Consider the following 14,279-nt stretch of genomic DNA (forward strand, 5'->3'; position numbering starts at 1 on the left):
TTGGCACCACTGTGGTGCAGAACGCGGGAAATGTTAGTGGCCCTGCCCGTGATCGTGCTTGTTGGGGTGCTGGCGGTGCGGGTCCGCGTGCTCCTCAGTGGCAGCGTGGCGGTTGCCCAGGTTGGAGTAGGACAGGGTGACGAACATCAGCACCAGCAGGATGGCGAAAATGACGATGCCGAAGACCCACGGCTCAGCCCACAGCGGCGCGAGTTCGTGTTCTTCGCCTTCGGCGATGGTCGTGGCGATCTGCTGGAACAGCATTTTCTCCCCTAGGGTTCAAAGGTTTATGGCAGCGGAAGTTCCCGCTGCTTTCTGGCGTTCGGTCTATGTTACCGCGTTGCTACCCGCGGACCTGGCCCTCGCCCTGCACGATCCACTTGGTGGTGGTGAGTTCGGTCAGCCCCATGGGGCCGCGGGCGTGGAGCTTCTGAGTGGAAATGCCCACCTCGGCACCCAGGCCCAGTTCGCCGCCGTCGGTAAAACGGGTCGATGCATTGACGATGACAGCCGCGGAATCCACTTCCGCGATGAACCGTTCGGCGTTGGAGAGGTCGTTGGTGAGGATGGCCTCGGTGTGGCCGGTGGACCAGGTGCGGATGTGCTGAACCGCTTCATCCAGGCTGTCCACCATGGCCACGGCCAGGTCGAGGTTCATGTACTCGGTGCCCCAGTCCTCGTCGGTGGCCGGTTCTGCCTCGATGGATGCCGGCAGGGCGGCGCGGATGCGGTCATCGGCGTGCAGCCGGACGCCGGCCTTGCTCAGGGCTGCGGCAACGGCCGGCAGGACAGTGGATCCGGAGTGGACCAGAAGGGTCTCCACGGTGTTGCAGACACTGGGCCGCTGGGTCTTGGCGTTGAGCAGGATCTCGACGGCCATCTCCTCATTCGCCGATTCGTCGATGAAGATATGGACGTTGCCCTCCCCCGTCTCGATGACGGGCACGGCGGAATTGGTGACCACTGTCTGGATGAGGTCGCGGCCGCCGCGGGGAATCAGCACATCAACCCTGCCGCGGGCGCGCATGAGCACGTTCGCGCCGGCCCTGCCGTACTGGTCCACGGTCTGCACGGCGTCGGCAGGCAGTCCCACGGACTCCAGCGCTTCGCGCAACACCCGGACAAGTACTTCGTTCGTGGCCTCAGCCGCGCTGCCGCCGCGCAGGATCACGGCATTGCCGCTCTTGAGTGCCAGCCCGGCGATGTCCACCGTGACGTTGGGGCGCGCTTCGTAGATGGCGGCCACCACGCCCATGGGAACGTTGACCTGGCGCAGGCGCAGGCCATTGGGGAGGGTCTGGCCGCGGACCACGTTGCCCACGGGGTCGGGCAGGTTGGCAAGGTTTTCCAGCGCAGCCACCAGCCCGGCGATGCGGGCTTCCGTGAGCGTGAGCCTGTCCAGCATGGCGGCGGACGTTCCGTTGGCTTTTCCGGCAGCTACGTCCGTGGCGTTGGCAGCAAGGATGGCCTGCGTGTTCTCCTGCAGGGCATCTCCCACGGCGCGCAGGGCGCGGTCCTTCCAGGACCGGTTGGCCATGGCGATCCGGCGGGCAGCCTGGCGGGAACGGTCGGCGATGGCGTGGACTGCCGCCTCGACGTCGGCATCGGACAGCGGGACGTCAGCTGATACCGGCACTGCTGCGGGGCCTGGCTGCTGCGCCTCGGGCGCGGCAGCAGTGTCTCCGGAGGTGTGAGCAGTTGTGTGGATCAGGGCCTCAGTCATGTTTCAAGTTTAGGCGAGGGTGGAGCTCAGACCAGCACCAGGTCATCAACATGAACAACTTCACGGTCATAGCCGCTGCCGAGTTCCTCGCCAAGGTCCCGGGTGGACCGGCCCAGCATGCGGGGCAGCTCCTCCGAGGAGTAGTTCACGAGGCCGCGGGCAACCACGGTTCCGTCGGAACTGACGATCTCGACGGCGTCGCCCGCCTCGAAGTCGCCATGCACGGCGGAGATGCCTGCCGGCAGCAAGGACGTTCGGTGGTGCCGCACGGCCTTAACCGCACCATCGTCGAGGACCAGGCGGCCCTGGACCGAGGCGACGTGTGCCAGCCAGAGGAGGCGGACGGGCTTCCGGGCCCCGTTGATGGCGAACCAGGTGCCCACGTCCTCGCCGTTGAGTGCAGCTGCCGCATTGGGCGTGGAGGTGACGACGGCATGGATCCCCGAGCCTGCGGCCATGGTGGCGGCTTCGACCTTGGTGAGCATTCCGCCGGTGCCGACGCCCGCCTTGCCGGTTTTTCCGATGGACACGCCCTCGAGGTCGTGGGCGCCCTCAACCAGGGGGATCCGTTTCGCGCCCTGTGAAGGCGGACCGTCGTAGAGGGAGTCGACGTCGGACAGCAGCACCAGCGCATCGGCCCGCACCAGGTGGGCCACCAGTGCCGCGAGCCGGTCATTGTCGCCAAAACGGATCTCGTGCGTGGCCACCGTATCGTTTTCGTTCACGACGGGGACAACGCCGAGGTTCAGCAGCCGGTCCAGGGCACGGAAGGCGTTGGTGTGCTGGCTGCGCCGCATCAGGTCCTCGGCCGTGAGCAGCACCTGACTGACCGTCACGCCGTGGGCGCCGAACGCGTGGGTGTAGCGCGCCATCAACAGGCCCTGCCCCACACTGGCCGCCGCCTGCTGGGTGGCCAGGTCGCGGGGCCGCTTGGCCAGGCCCAAAGGTGCCAGGCCCGCGGCGATGGCGCCGGAGGAGACCAGGATGATCTCCGTACCGGTGTTGCGCTTGGCCGCCAGGGCGTCCGCCAGGGCGGTCAGGGATTCCTCCGAGATGCCGCCCTTGATGCTGGTCAGTGAGGAAGAGCCCACCTTCACCACGATCCGGCGCGCGTTGGCCAGCAGGCTCCGGTCTACAGACCGCACCGTGGGATCCGTGACGACGGCCCTAGTGGTCATCGTCCGCTTCCAGTCCGCTCTCCTTCAGGGGCTTGGCCACACGCCGTCCGCTGACGGACTCGGTCCAGATGCCGGCCTTCCGCTCGGCCTCGAGCTCGGCGCGGGCTGCCGCCTTGGCGTCCCGGCGCTCCTGCTGCTCTTCGCGCTTCTGGCTGCGGGTGGGCCGGTCGCCGATATCGGCGAAACGGACATCGGTGCCGCGGGGTGACGCCAGCAGTTCGGCGCCGGCCATCATGGTGGGCTCCCAGTCGAAGACGACGCCGTCGTCCTCGCCGATCACCACGGTGTCGCCGGGCTTTGCGCCCTGCTTGAACAGCTCGGTCTCCACACCGAGCTTGGCCAGCCGGTCGGCCAGGTAGCCGATGGCTTCCTCATTGGTGAAGTCAGTCTGCTTGACCCAGCGCACGGGCTTTTCGCCGAGGACGCGGAACAGCGGCTCCAGGCCCTTTTCCTCACGGCGGATACGGAACCCGGACTCGTTGACGGCGCGGGGCCGCAGAACGGCCGGCTGCACCTTGGGCGGGGCGGCCGCCACGGCGTCGCGGGCTGCCTGGACGATCTCGGCCATGGCGAAGCCCAGCTGGCGCAGGCCTTCGTGGCTGGTGGCGGACACTTCGAAGACGCGGTAGCCGCGGGATTCCAGTTCCGGACGGACGAAGTCGGCCATGTCCTTGCCGTCAGGCAGGTCCACTTTGTTCAGCGCCACCAGGCGGGGGCGGTGGTTCAGGGGGACCACTTCGCCGTCCTGGCCTGCGTAGCTCATATCCACGGCGTACTTTTCCAGCTCGGCCTCAATGATGGCCAGGTCCGAAAGCGGGTCGCGGTCCGATTCCAAGGTTCCGCAGTCCAGGACGTGGACCAGCGCGGCGCAGCGCTCCACGTGGCGCAGGAAGTGGTGGCCCAGGCCCTTGCCCTCGCTGGCACCCTCGATCAGTCCGGGGACGTCGGCGATGGTGAAGCGGACATCGCCCGCCTGGACAACGCCCAGGTTGGGAATGAGCGTGGTGAACGGGTAGTCCGCGATCTTGGGCCGGGCAGCCGACATCGCGGCGATGAGGCTTGACTTGCCGGCGGACGGGAAGCCCACCAGGGCGATGTCGGCAATGGACTTCAGTTCCAGGACAATGTCGCTGGATTCGCCTTCGATGCCCAGCAGGGCGAAGCCGGGGGCGCGGCGCTTCTGGGAGGACAGGGCAGCGTTGCCGAGTCCGCCGATCCCGCCGGCAGCGGCGACGTATTCGGCGCCTTCGCCGACGAGGTCCGCCAGGACCGTTCCGTCCTTGGACTTGACCACGGTGCCGTCGGGCACGGGCAGGATGAGGGTCTCACCGTTCTTCCCGCCGCGCCAGTCACCCATACCGGGGCCGCCGTTGGTGGCGTGCCGGTGGGGGGCATGGTGGTAATCAAGAAGGGTGGTGGTCTGGTGGTCCACGCGCAGGATGACGTCGCCGCCATTGCCGCCGTTGCCGCCGTCGGGACCGCCCAGGGGCTTGAACTTCTCGCGGTGGACGGAGACGCACCCGTGGCCACCGCTACCGCCGGATACGTGCAGTACTACCCGGTCTACAAAGCTGGCCACGTGGATCTCCTCAGTGCTGTTTTTCGAGACGCCCCAAGGCGCCAAATCGATTGTAATGCGGTTAAAAGAACAGTGGAGCGGGCCATCAGGCCCGCTCCACCGCTTTGGAATCTGTTGTTACTCTGCAGCTGCAGCAGCAACGATGTTGACGACGCGACGACCGCGGCGGGTACCGAATTCAACGGCTCCCGGGGTCAGTGCGAACAGGGTGTCGTCGCCGCCACGGCCGACGCCGGCGCCCGGGTGGAAGTGGGTGCCACGCTGGCGGACGATGATCTCGCCTGCGGAAACTACCTGGCCGCCGAAGCGCTTGACGCCGAGGTACTGAGCGTTGGAGTCACGACCGTTGCGAGTGGAGCTCGCGCCCTTTTTATGTGCCATCTGAAATGCCTGCCTCTAAATTCTGGGGAATCTGCTGAAAAACCTGAACAGTAACCGGTGGTTACTGAATGCCAGTGATCTTGACCTTGGTCAGTTCCTGACGGTGACCCTGGCGCTTCTTGTAACCGGTCTTGTTCTTGAACTTCTGGATGACAATCTTAGGACCGCGGAGGTCCTGGAGGATTTCAGCCGTGACGGTCACCTTGGCCAGGTCAGCAGCGGCGGAGGTGACCTTGTCACCGTCTACCAGGAGCAGCGCGGGCAGCTCAATGGTGCTGCCAGCTCCACCGGCGACGCGGTTCAGGGTAACGAAGTCTCCAACGGAAACCTTCTCTTGGCGGCCGCCTGCGCGGACAATCGCGTACACCACTTGGGAACTCACTTCTCTCGACGTTTATTACTAAATTTGCGTGCGGTGCCCGGCTCTGAATTGGCTGGGTTTCCGCTGTGCCTCAACGCCGTGGATTCCCCGGGGGAATCCGTGAGCTATCCCCGAAGGGGTCATAACCCAAGTGTTGGCGTAAGCACCGAAGAACTAGACTACGCTAATTTCGTCTTCGGCCGCAAATGAGGCTGGTTCCGGCGCGTTGGCTGTGATAGGAACCACAGGCCAACCCGGCGGCGGGACCGCGCCCAACCATACTACCGGCAGGGCGCCCGCCCGCCAGTCAGGAGTGGAGGCGCGGCGCGTCGAAGAAGTCCACTTCCAGGCGGCAGGACTGCCGGAAGGCGGTGACCATCGCCGCCCGCTCGGCATCCGAGGCGTTCCGCCCGGCCCCGTCCACGATGGCGATGGCCGCGCGGGTTGCTTCGGCGAATTCATCGTCGGCGTAGGTGCGGAGCCAGTCAGCATAGGGGTGCGCTGCCGGTTCGCCCGCGGCGACAAACCGGGCATGGAGTGTTTTGCCTACCTCCGCGTACAGCCAGAAGCAGGGAAGGACGGCGGCCGCGAGCACTGCATAGCTGCCCGACGCCGATGCAGCGGTCAGGTGGTCCACGTAGGACTTGGTGACCGGACCCAGTTCCGCCTGGACGGGGCGGGTGCTCAGCCAGGACCTGTGCAGTTCCGACTCCACTTCCAGGCACTGCCGCGCGGAGGCAGCCCAGAACACCTGCTCCGTTTCGGTGGGTGCCAGGGCGCTTGCCCGTGCCAGAACGCGGGAGTAGCCGTTGAGGTAGATGGCGTCCTGGGCGAGGTAGTAGGCAAACTCCTTTTCGGGGAGGCTTCCGGAGGCCAGTCCGCGGATGAAGTCCAGCCCGTAGATCGCCTTGAGGTCCTCGTCGGCTTCGGCCCGCAGCCGCGCCGCGAATCCTCCGGCGGGCGGGACGGGGCGCAGGTGGTGGAAATGGTGGACCGGCCCGTTCCCTGTTCCCACGTCCAGGCGGCCGGAGGCTTCCAGGGCGCCTGACAGCCAGGGCTTCACTTCCCGCAGCGATGCCTCCCAGTCCCCCAGCCGCGCCTGGACAGTCGCCATCGCGGATGAGAGCGAACAGCCGGTGCCGTGACTGTTGGGGGTGGCCACCCGCTCCCCCGGCACCTGGATGACTTCTGCTCCCAGCAATCCGTTCATGTTGACCAGCGCGTCCGGGCATTCGGCCCCGGCCAGGTGTCCTCCCTTAACCAGCACGGTGGTCCCGGTGGCTGCCGCCAGGCGCTTCCCCTGATCGAGCGCGCCTTCCCAGGAATCCTGCGGGCTTTCGCCAACCAGCATGGCGAGTTCGGCCAGGTTGGGCGTGAGGAGATGGGCGAGCGGCAGCAGGTCGCGGAGCGCGGCCTCGGCTGATTCCTGCAGCAGCCGGTCGCCACTGGTGGCGACCATCACCGGGTCGAGGACCACGACGGCGGGGCGCACCTTTTCGAGCCATTCACGGACCGCCCCGATGACGGCGGCGTCCCCCAGCATGCCGATTTTCACGGCGTCGATGGTGATGTCGTCACTGATGGCGTCCAGCTGGCTGGCCAGGAAGGAAGCCGGCGGGACGTGGACGGCTTCCACGCCGCGGGTGTTCTGTGCGGTGAGGGCTGTGATGGCAGCCATGCCGTACCCGCCGTGCGCGGCAATACTTTTGAGGTCCGCCTGGATACCCGCTCCACCGGAGGGGTCCGAACCCGCAATGGACAGGACACGGGGCAGGTCCCGGCCGGAATCCGGCAGGACAGGAGTGGACTGCAGAGCTTCCGCGGGCATTGCAAGAGTCGAAGACAAGAGACATCCCTTCGCCGGTACTAGCCGGACAGGTTCAACGGGTGTGGATCTCAGCCGGCCCTTCGCGCGGCACCCCGTGTCGGTTCCCCAGCCTAGCCGTTTTGCCGCCGCCGCACCGAAGGTGACGTGCCGCTGCTGCCGGAACCTGGTCCGGGCCGAAACACTGTTAACGCCGGATGCCCGGAACCGGCCTTGAGGGCGGTTCCGGGCATCCGGGTTTTTGTTTGTGCTGCCTGCGGTTAGAGCTCGGAAGCAGGAACTCCCACACCGAGGATGATCGGAGCCTCGGCCTGCTTGGCGCCTGCAGTGTCCGCACCGGAGGCGGTAGCCGGTTCCGGCGCCTTCGCGGCATGCGAGTGGCCTGCACTGGCTGCGGGGACGCTCTCGTGGTGCTGGACGGACGTCTCGTTGGCAGCCCCCTGGGCACGGCTGGCGCTGCGGTTGCGCCGTGGCCTCCGCTGCCGTGACTGCTCCACGGTGTGGTCCGACCAGTCCTTCTCAACGGTTGCGGCGGCGGACGGCCGCCCGGCCTTGGCCGGTTCCGAAACTGCCGGTGCCGAAACTACCGGTGCCGAAGCTGCCGGTGCCGAAACCGCAGCTTCCGGCTGTTCTGCCGGTGCCTCGGCAGCCGGAGCGGGCTCACCGAGGTGCGCAAAGGCTTCAGCGAGCCGGTCCAGGGTGAGGGCAGGTTGCGCCTGCTGTTCTTCCGCGTGCTCGACGAACGGCAGGGCGACCTTCTCGCCGCCAAACGTCAGGACAGCGGCGGGACGGGAGGAGGCATCGGCGTCGTGCCTGTCCGCTTCAGCCGGCGCTGCGGGCTGGGCCGGCTGCGCCTGCCTGGCAGCCGCCACTTCGTCGTCATGCAGGTGCGCCGCGTGGGCCGCGGCGGCGATGTTGGCCAGGGCGAGCCTGGTTGCTTCCGCCTTTGCATGGCGTTCAGCATCGGCCGGGTCCGGGTGGACGGTGTGCACGTGCAGCGGGGCGGCCGCAGGGGCAGCATCAGGCTGCTGGCCGCCGCGTCCGCGCCGGCGCTTCCGGTCGGAGCGGACACCCGGCTGGCTGCTGTCGGTCCGCTGGCCCTCGTTGCGGTGCCCTTCAGGACGGGCATCCGGGCGGCTGTCGGCACGCTGAACGTGGTGCTCGGCGGCAACGATGTTGGCGCGGCGGTGCTCCACGGGATCGTCGTGGGTGACCACCCCGCGTCCGGCGCACGCCTCGCACTGCTCCCCGAAGACCTCCAGGAGGCCGGTGCCCATGCGCTTGCGCGTCATTTGGACCAGGCCAAGGGAGGTGACTTCGGCAACCTGGTGCTTGGTGCGGTCGCGGCCCAGGCATTCCACCAGGCGGCGCAGGACCAGGTCCCGGTTGGATTCAAGGACCATGTCGATGAAGTCGATGACGATGATGCCGCCGATATCGCGCAGGCGGAGCTGGCGCACCACTTCCTCGGCCGCTTCAAGGTTGTTCTTCGTGACGGTTTCTTCGAGGTTGCCGCCGCTGCCGGTGAACTTGCCGGTGTTGACGTCCACCACGGTCATGGCTTCGGTACGGTCGATGACCAGCGAACCGCCGGAGGGCAGGAAGACCTTGCGTTCCAGGGCCTTGTGGATCTGCTCGTCGATCCGCCAGGCCGCGAAGATGTCCTGGTCCTTGGTCCACTTCTCGAGGCGGCCCACCAGGTCCGGCGCCACGTAGGTGACGTAGGCCTCGATGGTGTCCCAGGCTTCTTCACCGGAAACGATCAGCTTGGAGAAGTCCTCGTTGAAGACGTCGCGGACCACCTTGATGGTGAGGTCCGGTTCGCCATAGAGCAGTTCCGGGGCGAGGATCTTCGTGGAGGTGGACTGGCTTTCGATGCCCTCCCACTGGGCGCGCAGACGGTTGATGTCGTGCGTCAGCTCTTCCTCGGACGCTCCCTCGGCGGCTGTGCGGACAATGACGCCGGCGTGCTCCGGAAGGCGGTCCTTGAGGATGCGCTTGAGGCGGTTGCGTTCGACGTCGGGCAGCTTGCGGGAGATGCCTGTCATGGAGCCGCCGGGCACGTACACGAGGTAGCGGCCGGGCAGCGAGATCTGGCTGGTCAGGCGTGCACCCTTGTGGCCCACCGGGTCCTTGGTGACCTGGACCAGGACGGTGTCGCCGGACTTGAGGGCGTTTTCGATGCGGCGCTGCTTGCCTTCGAGGTTGACGGCCTCCCAGTTCACCTCGCCGGCGTACAGGACGGCGTTGCGGCCGCGTCCGATGTCAACGAAGGCAGCCTCCATGGAGGGCAGGACATTCTGGACCTTGCCCAGGTAGACGTTGCCGATCAGCGAATCCTGCTGGGTCTTGGACACGAAGTGTTCCGCCAGGACGCCGTCCTCAAGGACCGCAATCTGGATTCTGTCGTCGCGCTGCCGGACGATCATTTGCCGGTCAACGGATTCGCGGCGGGCCAGGAACTCGGCCTCGGTGATCACGGTGCGGCGGCGGCCGGTATCGCGGGACTCGCGGCGGCGCTGCTTCTTCGCCTCCAGCCGGGTGGAACCCTTGACGCTGGTGACCCGGTTGCTGACGGCCGGTTCGGTGGCAACGCGGGGCGCGCGGACGCGGGTGACGGTGTTGGGCGGGTCGTCATCCCCGCCGCCGGTCAGTTCGAGGTCCTGGTCGCCACGGCGGCGGCGACGGCGGCGGCGCGACGTGACGCCCTCTTCCAGCTGCCCGGCCTGCTCTTCGTCGGCATCCTCGGCCGTTTCGTCGTCGCCCTCGGCGCCTGCCTCTGCATCGCGGTCATCAAGGCGGCCGCGGTTCCGGCGGCCACGGCTGCGGCGCCTGCGGCGGCCCGCGGAATCCTCTGCGTCGCCTTCTTCGGCGTCGTCCTCCTCCGGCTCTTCGGCGGCTGCCGGGGCGGGGGCGGGGGCGGCGGGGCGCACCACCGTGCTGAGGTCCGGGGCCTGGAACAGCACGGACGTGGGGGAAGCAGGTTCCAGGAAGAGCGAGCCGAAGGGGCTGGGAGCAGCGCCGGTGGCGGCTACGTTGCTTTCTTCCTCGGTTTGGGCTTGGGGCGCGGCGGCTTCAGGCATTTCGGCCGACGGCGTCTGAGCCGCTTCCGGCGTTACGGCTGCTTCCGCCGGGGTCTCCGCTGCCGGGGTTGCCCCGGCAGGCGCGTCCACTGCTGCGGCGGTGTCAGGGGTTTCCGCCACGTCGCCGGCTGCGGCCGGGGCTTCCGGACCGGCGGGAACCGCTTCGGCGGCTGCAGCTTCAGCGGTTGCAGCTTCGGGGGCTGCAGCTTCAGCCGGGACTTGAGTTTCCACCGCGGGTGCGGAGGTTTTGCGGGTGGCGACACGGCGGCGGCGGACCGGTTTGGTTTCGGCTTCCGCTTCGGGGGCAGTTGCGGACGGGGCACCCTCTTCGGCTGAGGCCGTAACTCCGGCGGGAGCCCCGGTGCCCGTTGCTTCGTCGGCGAAGGCGGGAAGCGGTTCGTCAGCTTCCACTTTCTTGCGGGCCCGGGTACGCCGGGCCGGCGCCTTGGTTTCTGCGGCGGCAGCTTCAACGTTCTCCGCCGTGGCGTTTTCTGCGGGGCCGCCGGCCACCGGCCCGCCTACGGCGTCCTCGACCTTCGGCGCGGCCTTCCGGCGCGTCCTGACAGCCTTCTTGGGTGCAACAGCGGACTCCTCGGCCGCCGCGGCATCATCGTTAACGGCCAATTCTTGTTCATTTTCCATATGCAGCAGCGCTCCTGCCCCTGACGTACCGCCACATCCGGCACCCATTGGGGCACATATTGTCAAAACCCGCAGGCGTTGACAGAAGTCAAGTGGATACTCCCAGGTTCGCACCGGCGGTGGGGTGCGGCAGCCCGTGGGAGCCGGTGGGATGTCCTGAAACCCGTTGTTCTGCGTTGCTACAACCAGGTGCCGCCCAATGGAGTCGCGGGAGTGTGCATCGGAAGCACTCCGAAGCCTGCCCTGCTCGTCATTGGCGGTCTTGAGAACAAGCCACCGGACCGGAGTCCGAATGTGGATCGGCTTCCAGCCACGTTTATTCTCTCATACCCGGACTAAATCACGGCGGAGGCGGGGCCCGTTCTCCTTTTTGCCTGGGGATGGCTTCCAGCCTCCGGCGTTACAATCGGGCTAGGAGCACCGGACGAAAAGGACGCCACACCAATGCCCAGCATCTCCCCCGCCAGCGACACCCACGCCGCCGACCGGACCCTCGCCACGGACAGCACTCCCGCGTCCGTCCCCACCATGGCCCGCAACCGCCCCTTCGGCTGGCTGCTGGTGATCACCGGCGTCGTCGGCTGGCTCGCCTCCGGGACCCTGGTCCTGGAAAAACTCGCCGTGCTGCAGGACCCCAACCACACCACCGTGTGCGACGTTAATCCCTGGATCTCCTGCGGGGATGTCATGAAAACCTGGCAGAGTTCGCTGTTCGGTTTCCCCAACATGTTCATTGGCATCGTGGCGTTCGCCGTCATTATCACCGTGGGCATGGCCCTGCTGTCCGGGGCCACTTTTGCCCGCTGGTTCTGGGTGGGACTGCAGACAGGCGTCACGCTGGGCTTTGCCTTCGTGGTGTGGCTGTGGTCCCAGGCCCTCTACGACATCCACATCCTGTGCCCGTTCTGCATGATCGTCTGGGCGGCCATGATTCCGCTCTTCGTCTGGGTGACCATCCGGAACGTCACCGCGGGCGTCATTCCCGTCCCGTCCGGTGCTGCCCGCGTCCTGGCTGACTCCGGCTGGATCATTACCGCGCTTCTTTACGTGGCCGTCATCGCCACCATCTTCTTCGCGTTCATCCAGGTGTTCGCCGGCACCTCAGGGTTCTAGGTCCGCACCAGCCCGCGAAATGACAGATAAGGCCGATGTTCACGAAGAACATCGGCCTTATCTGTCATCTCGGTGGGGTTAGCCCTGGAACCAGATCTTGATCTCACGCTCGGCGGAATCCGTGGAGTCGGAGCCGTGCACCAGGTTCTGCTGGACCTTCAGGCCCCAGTCGCGGCCAAAGTCGCCGCGGATGGTGCCCGGTGCGGCGGTTGTCGGATCGGTGGTGCCGGCCAGCGAACGGAAGCCCTCGATGACGCGGTGGCCTTCGAAGATGGCGGCAACAACGGGTCCGCTCAGCATGAACTCCACCAGGGGCTCATAGAAGGGCTTGCCCACGTGCTCCTCGTAGTGCTGTTCGAGCAGGTCGCGGGTGGCGTCCACCTTCTTCAGCTCAGCAAGGGTGTACCCCTTGGCTTCGATCCGGGCCAGGATGGATCCGGTGAGGTTACGGGCGACGCCGTCGGGCTTGATCAGGACGAGGGTGCGCTCAGTGGTCACAACTGCTCCAATGCGTTGGTGGGGTTTCGGGATAAGTCTACGGGGACTGCGGTGCGCGGAGTCCCCGCGTCAGGGAGTCTGCGGTTGCCCGGGCCCGGCAGCCTGGTCCGGGTGTGCGGCTTCCCATTCGGCCTGCTCACGGGCGCGCTGGGCCGCTTCACGGTCCAGCCTGATGCCGGTCCGGATCCCATACCACCAGGCAAGGGCGAACAGGCCCCCCACCAGGAACATGGCGGGCTCGAAAATGCCCGTCAGGATCAGGACGATCTGCAGGATCCATCCCAGTCCCACGCCCCAGGCTTTGGTGAGGAACGCGCAGGCCACGATCATCACCACACTCAGGGCGATGCCCACGCCCAGGATGAGCGCCGGCGGAAACTCGCCGCGGCGCAGGCCAAACACCGCCAGGGTGGCGAAGAACATCACGAAGGCTTCCAGCAGCAGGACCGTGGAGGCGAACATCACCTTGGTGGAGCGGCGCTTCCTGGGCATGCCCGGCCGCCATTCGCGCTGGGCTTTGGTCAGTTTGGCCATCCCCTACGCCTCCGTCTTTCCGAGCAGGATGCGGGCTTCGGCCACAAGGGTGATGGAGCCGGTCACCAGCACGCCGCCGGAAAGGTCGTCGTTGGCTTCGGCACGTTCCACGGCCCACTCCAGGGCGTCGTCGAGCTTTTCGGCGATGTGGACGTTGTCCTCGCCGAATCCCAGATCCACCGCAAGCTCAGCCAGTTCCGCGGCGGGGACAGCCCGCGGGGAGTTCGACTGCGTGAAGCAGTACTCCTCGGCCATGCCGCCCAGCGATTCCTTGAGCTGGCGGAGGATTTCCTCGGCGTCCTTTTCCTTCAGCACACCCACCACCGGGACGAGCCGCGTGAACGTAAACGCCTCCTGCAGCGCGGCGGCCGAGGCCTTGATCCCGTCCGGGTTGTGGGCGGCATCAACGATGATGGTGGGCGCGGTCCGTACCACCTCAAGCCTGCCGGGCGAGGTGACGGCGGCGAAGCCTTCCTGCAGCACCTCAAAGTCCAGTTCCTTTTCGCCGCCGAAGAAGGCTTCCAGGGCGGCCACCGCAACGGCGGCGTTCTGCGCCTGGTGCTCGCCGTGCAGCGGCACCAGCAGTTCCGGATAGCGCCCGGCGATGCCCTGGATGGTTACCACCTGGCCGCCCACCGCCACGGTGCGGGACTCCACGCCAAACTCCACGCCCTCGAAGCGGAACGGCACCCCCACGTCCTTTGCCTTCTCCAGGAGGACCTGGGCGGCGTCCAGGGGCTGGGCCGCGCTGATGAGGTACCCGCCGGGCTTGATGATGCCGGCCTTTTCCAGGGCAATGTCCCCGGTGGTGTCACCCAGCAGGTCGGTGTGGTCCAGCGAGATCGGCGTGATGACTGAAACCTGGCCGTCACCCACGTTGGTGGCATCCGTGATGCCGCCCAGCCCCACCTCGATGATGGCCACGTTGACGGGCTGGTCCGCGAAGATGGCGAAGCCCAGGATGGTGAGGCACTCGAAGTACGTCAGCCGGGGCTGCCCGTCCGCTTCCAGCTCGGAATCGACAATCTGCAGGTAGGGGCGGATCTCGTCCCAGATCCGGACAAACGTTTCATCTGAGACGGGATGCCCGTCGATGCTGATCCGCTCCGTGACCTTGGACAGGTGCGGGCTGGTGTAGCGGCCCGTGCTGAGCCCGTGGGCCCGCAGGACGGACTCGATCATGCGGGAGGTGGAGGTCTTGCCGTTCGTGCCGGTCACGTGGATGATCGGGAACGCCTTGTTGGGTTCGCCCAGCACATCCATGGCCCGGAACAGCGGCGCGAGCCGGGGCTCCATCTTGTTTTCGGGCGCCCGCCCCAGAAGCTCCGCATAGACGCTTTCCACGGAAAATTCGTCGGTCAT

The 14,279-nt window shown here is 66.9% G+C and carries 12 protein-coding genes and 1 riboswitch; of the genes, 1 reads left to right on the forward strand and 11 read right to left on the reverse strand.

Features of this window, described 5'->3' with window-relative positions:
- Nucleotides 1-33: 33 nt before the first annotated feature.
- The 8 genes from B5520_RS06995 to B5520_RS07030 all read right to left on the reverse strand — a co-directional run bounded on the left by B5520_RS06995 (nucleotide 34) and on the right by B5520_RS07030 (nucleotide 10,772).
- Complete coding sequence (locus tag B5520_RS06995; protein WP_079596321.1) at nucleotides 34-264, reverse strand: hypothetical protein; 231 nt, start codon at nucleotides 262-264, stop codon at nucleotides 34-36.
- A 79-nt stretch (nucleotides 265-343) separates the two neighbouring features.
- Entirely contained in the window at nucleotides 344-1,723 is a 1,380-nt protein-coding gene (locus B5520_RS07000) for a glutamate-5-semialdehyde dehydrogenase (RefSeq protein WP_079596322.1), read from the reverse strand.
- Between the two features lie 26 nt (nucleotides 1,724-1,749).
- Complete coding sequence (gene proB, locus B5520_RS07005) at nucleotides 1,750-2,901, reverse strand: glutamate 5-kinase (protein WP_079596323.1); 1,152 nt, start codon at nucleotides 2,899-2,901, stop codon at nucleotides 1,750-1,752.
- Complete coding sequence (obgE, locus tag B5520_RS07010; protein ID WP_079596324.1) at nucleotides 2,891-4,480, reverse strand: GTPase ObgE; 1,590 nt, start codon at nucleotides 4,478-4,480, stop codon at nucleotides 2,891-2,893. Before obgE ends, proB begins: the two co-directional genes overlap by 11 nt.
- 117 nt (nucleotides 4,481-4,597) lie before the next feature.
- Nucleotides 4,598-4,861 carry a 50S ribosomal protein L27 gene (gene rpmA, locus B5520_RS07015; protein ID WP_009372867.1) on the reverse strand — a complete coding sequence of 88 codons (264 nt, stop codon included), beginning with the start codon at nucleotides 4,859-4,861 and terminating at the stop codon, nucleotides 4,598-4,600.
- 61 nt (nucleotides 4,862-4,922) lie between these two features.
- Nucleotides 4,923-5,231 carry a 50S ribosomal protein L21 gene (gene rplU / locus B5520_RS07020; protein WP_079596325.1) on the reverse strand — a complete coding sequence of 103 codons (309 nt, stop codon included), beginning with the start codon at nucleotides 5,229-5,231 and terminating at the stop codon, nucleotides 4,923-4,925.
- A gap of 298 nt (nucleotides 5,232-5,529) precedes the next feature.
- Nucleotides 5,530-7,050 (reverse strand): bifunctional hydroxymethylpyrimidine kinase/phosphomethylpyrimidine kinase, encoded by a 1,521-nt coding sequence (gene thiD, locus B5520_RS07025; RefSeq protein WP_079596326.1) that lies wholly within the window; start codon nucleotides 7,048-7,050, stop codon nucleotides 5,530-5,532.
- 7 nt (nucleotides 7,051-7,057) lie between these two features.
- A riboswitch (TPP riboswitch) is annotated at nucleotides 7,058-7,155 on the reverse strand.
- A gap of 152 nt (nucleotides 7,156-7,307) precedes the next feature.
- A complete protein-coding gene (locus B5520_RS07030) occupies nucleotides 7,308-10,772 on the reverse strand; it encodes an Rne/Rng family ribonuclease (RefSeq protein ID WP_079596327.1) in 3,465 nt (1,154 codons plus the stop codon).
- Between the two features lie 444 nt (nucleotides 10,773-11,216).
- On the opposite strand from B5520_RS07030, the gene B5520_RS07035 reads away from it, so the two are divergent.
- Nucleotides 11,217-11,885, forward strand: a complete 669-nt coding sequence (locus tag B5520_RS07035) for a vitamin K epoxide reductase family protein (protein WP_079596328.1) — start codon at nucleotides 11,217-11,219, stop codon at nucleotides 11,883-11,885.
- Nucleotides 11,886-11,963: 78 nt separating this feature from the next.
- Here the strand turns inward: B5520_RS07035 and ndk are convergent, their stop codons facing one another.
- From ndk to B5520_RS07050, 3 genes are all read right to left on the reverse strand, one after another.
- Entirely contained in the window at nucleotides 11,964-12,383 is a 420-nt protein-coding gene (gene ndk / locus B5520_RS07040; RefSeq protein WP_079596329.1) for a nucleoside-diphosphate kinase, read from the reverse strand.
- Between the two features lie 69 nt (nucleotides 12,384-12,452).
- A complete protein-coding gene (locus tag B5520_RS07045; protein ID WP_079596330.1) occupies nucleotides 12,453-12,917 on the reverse strand; it encodes a DUF4233 domain-containing protein in 465 nt (154 codons plus the stop codon).
- 3 nt (nucleotides 12,918-12,920) lie between these two features.
- Nucleotides 12,921-14,279 (reverse strand): bifunctional folylpolyglutamate synthase/dihydrofolate synthase, encoded by a 1,359-nt coding sequence (locus B5520_RS07050; RefSeq protein ID WP_079596331.1) that lies wholly within the window; start codon nucleotides 14,277-14,279, stop codon nucleotides 12,921-12,923.

Origin of the sequence: Arthrobacter sp. P2b (genome assembly GCF_900168295.1) — a bacterium.
Classification (GTDB): domain Bacteria; phylum Actinomycetota; class Actinomycetes; order Actinomycetales; family Micrococcaceae; genus Arthrobacter.

Bases quoted from the DNA above. Each gene is read 5' to 3' on its own strand.
- rpmA (WP_009372867.1), bottom strand. From the start codon at position 4,861: ATGGCACATAAAAAGGGCGCGAGCTCCACTCGCAACGGTCGTGACTCC.
- B5520_RS07045 (WP_079596330.1), bottom strand. From the start codon at position 12,917: ATGGCCAAACTGACCAAAGCCCAGCGCGAATGGCGGCCGGGCATGCCC.
- B5520_RS06995 (WP_079596321.1), bottom strand. From the start codon at position 264: ATGCTGTTCCAGCAGATCGCCACGACCATCGCCGAAGGCGAAGAACAC.
- B5520_RS07050 (WP_079596331.1), bottom strand. From the start codon at position 14,279: ATGACCGACGAATTTTCCGTGGAAAGCGTCTATGCGGAGCTTCTGGGG.
- B5520_RS07035 (WP_079596328.1), top strand. From the start codon at position 11,217: ATGCCCAGCATCTCCCCCGCCAGCGACACCCACGCCGCCGACCGGACC.
- thiD (WP_079596326.1), bottom strand. From the start codon at position 7,050: ATGCCCGCGGAAGCTCTGCAGTCCACTCCTGTCCTGCCGGATTCCGGC.
- B5520_RS07030 (WP_079596327.1), bottom strand. From the start codon at position 10,772: ATGGAAAATGAACAAGAATTGGCCGTTAACGATGATGCCGCGGCGGCC.
- B5520_RS07000 (WP_079596322.1), bottom strand. From the start codon at position 1,723: ATGACTGAGGCCCTGATCCACACAACTGCTCACACCTCCGGAGACACT.
- proB (WP_079596323.1), bottom strand. From the start codon at position 2,901: ATGACCACTAGGGCCGTCGTCACGGATCCCACGGTGCGGTCTGTAGAC.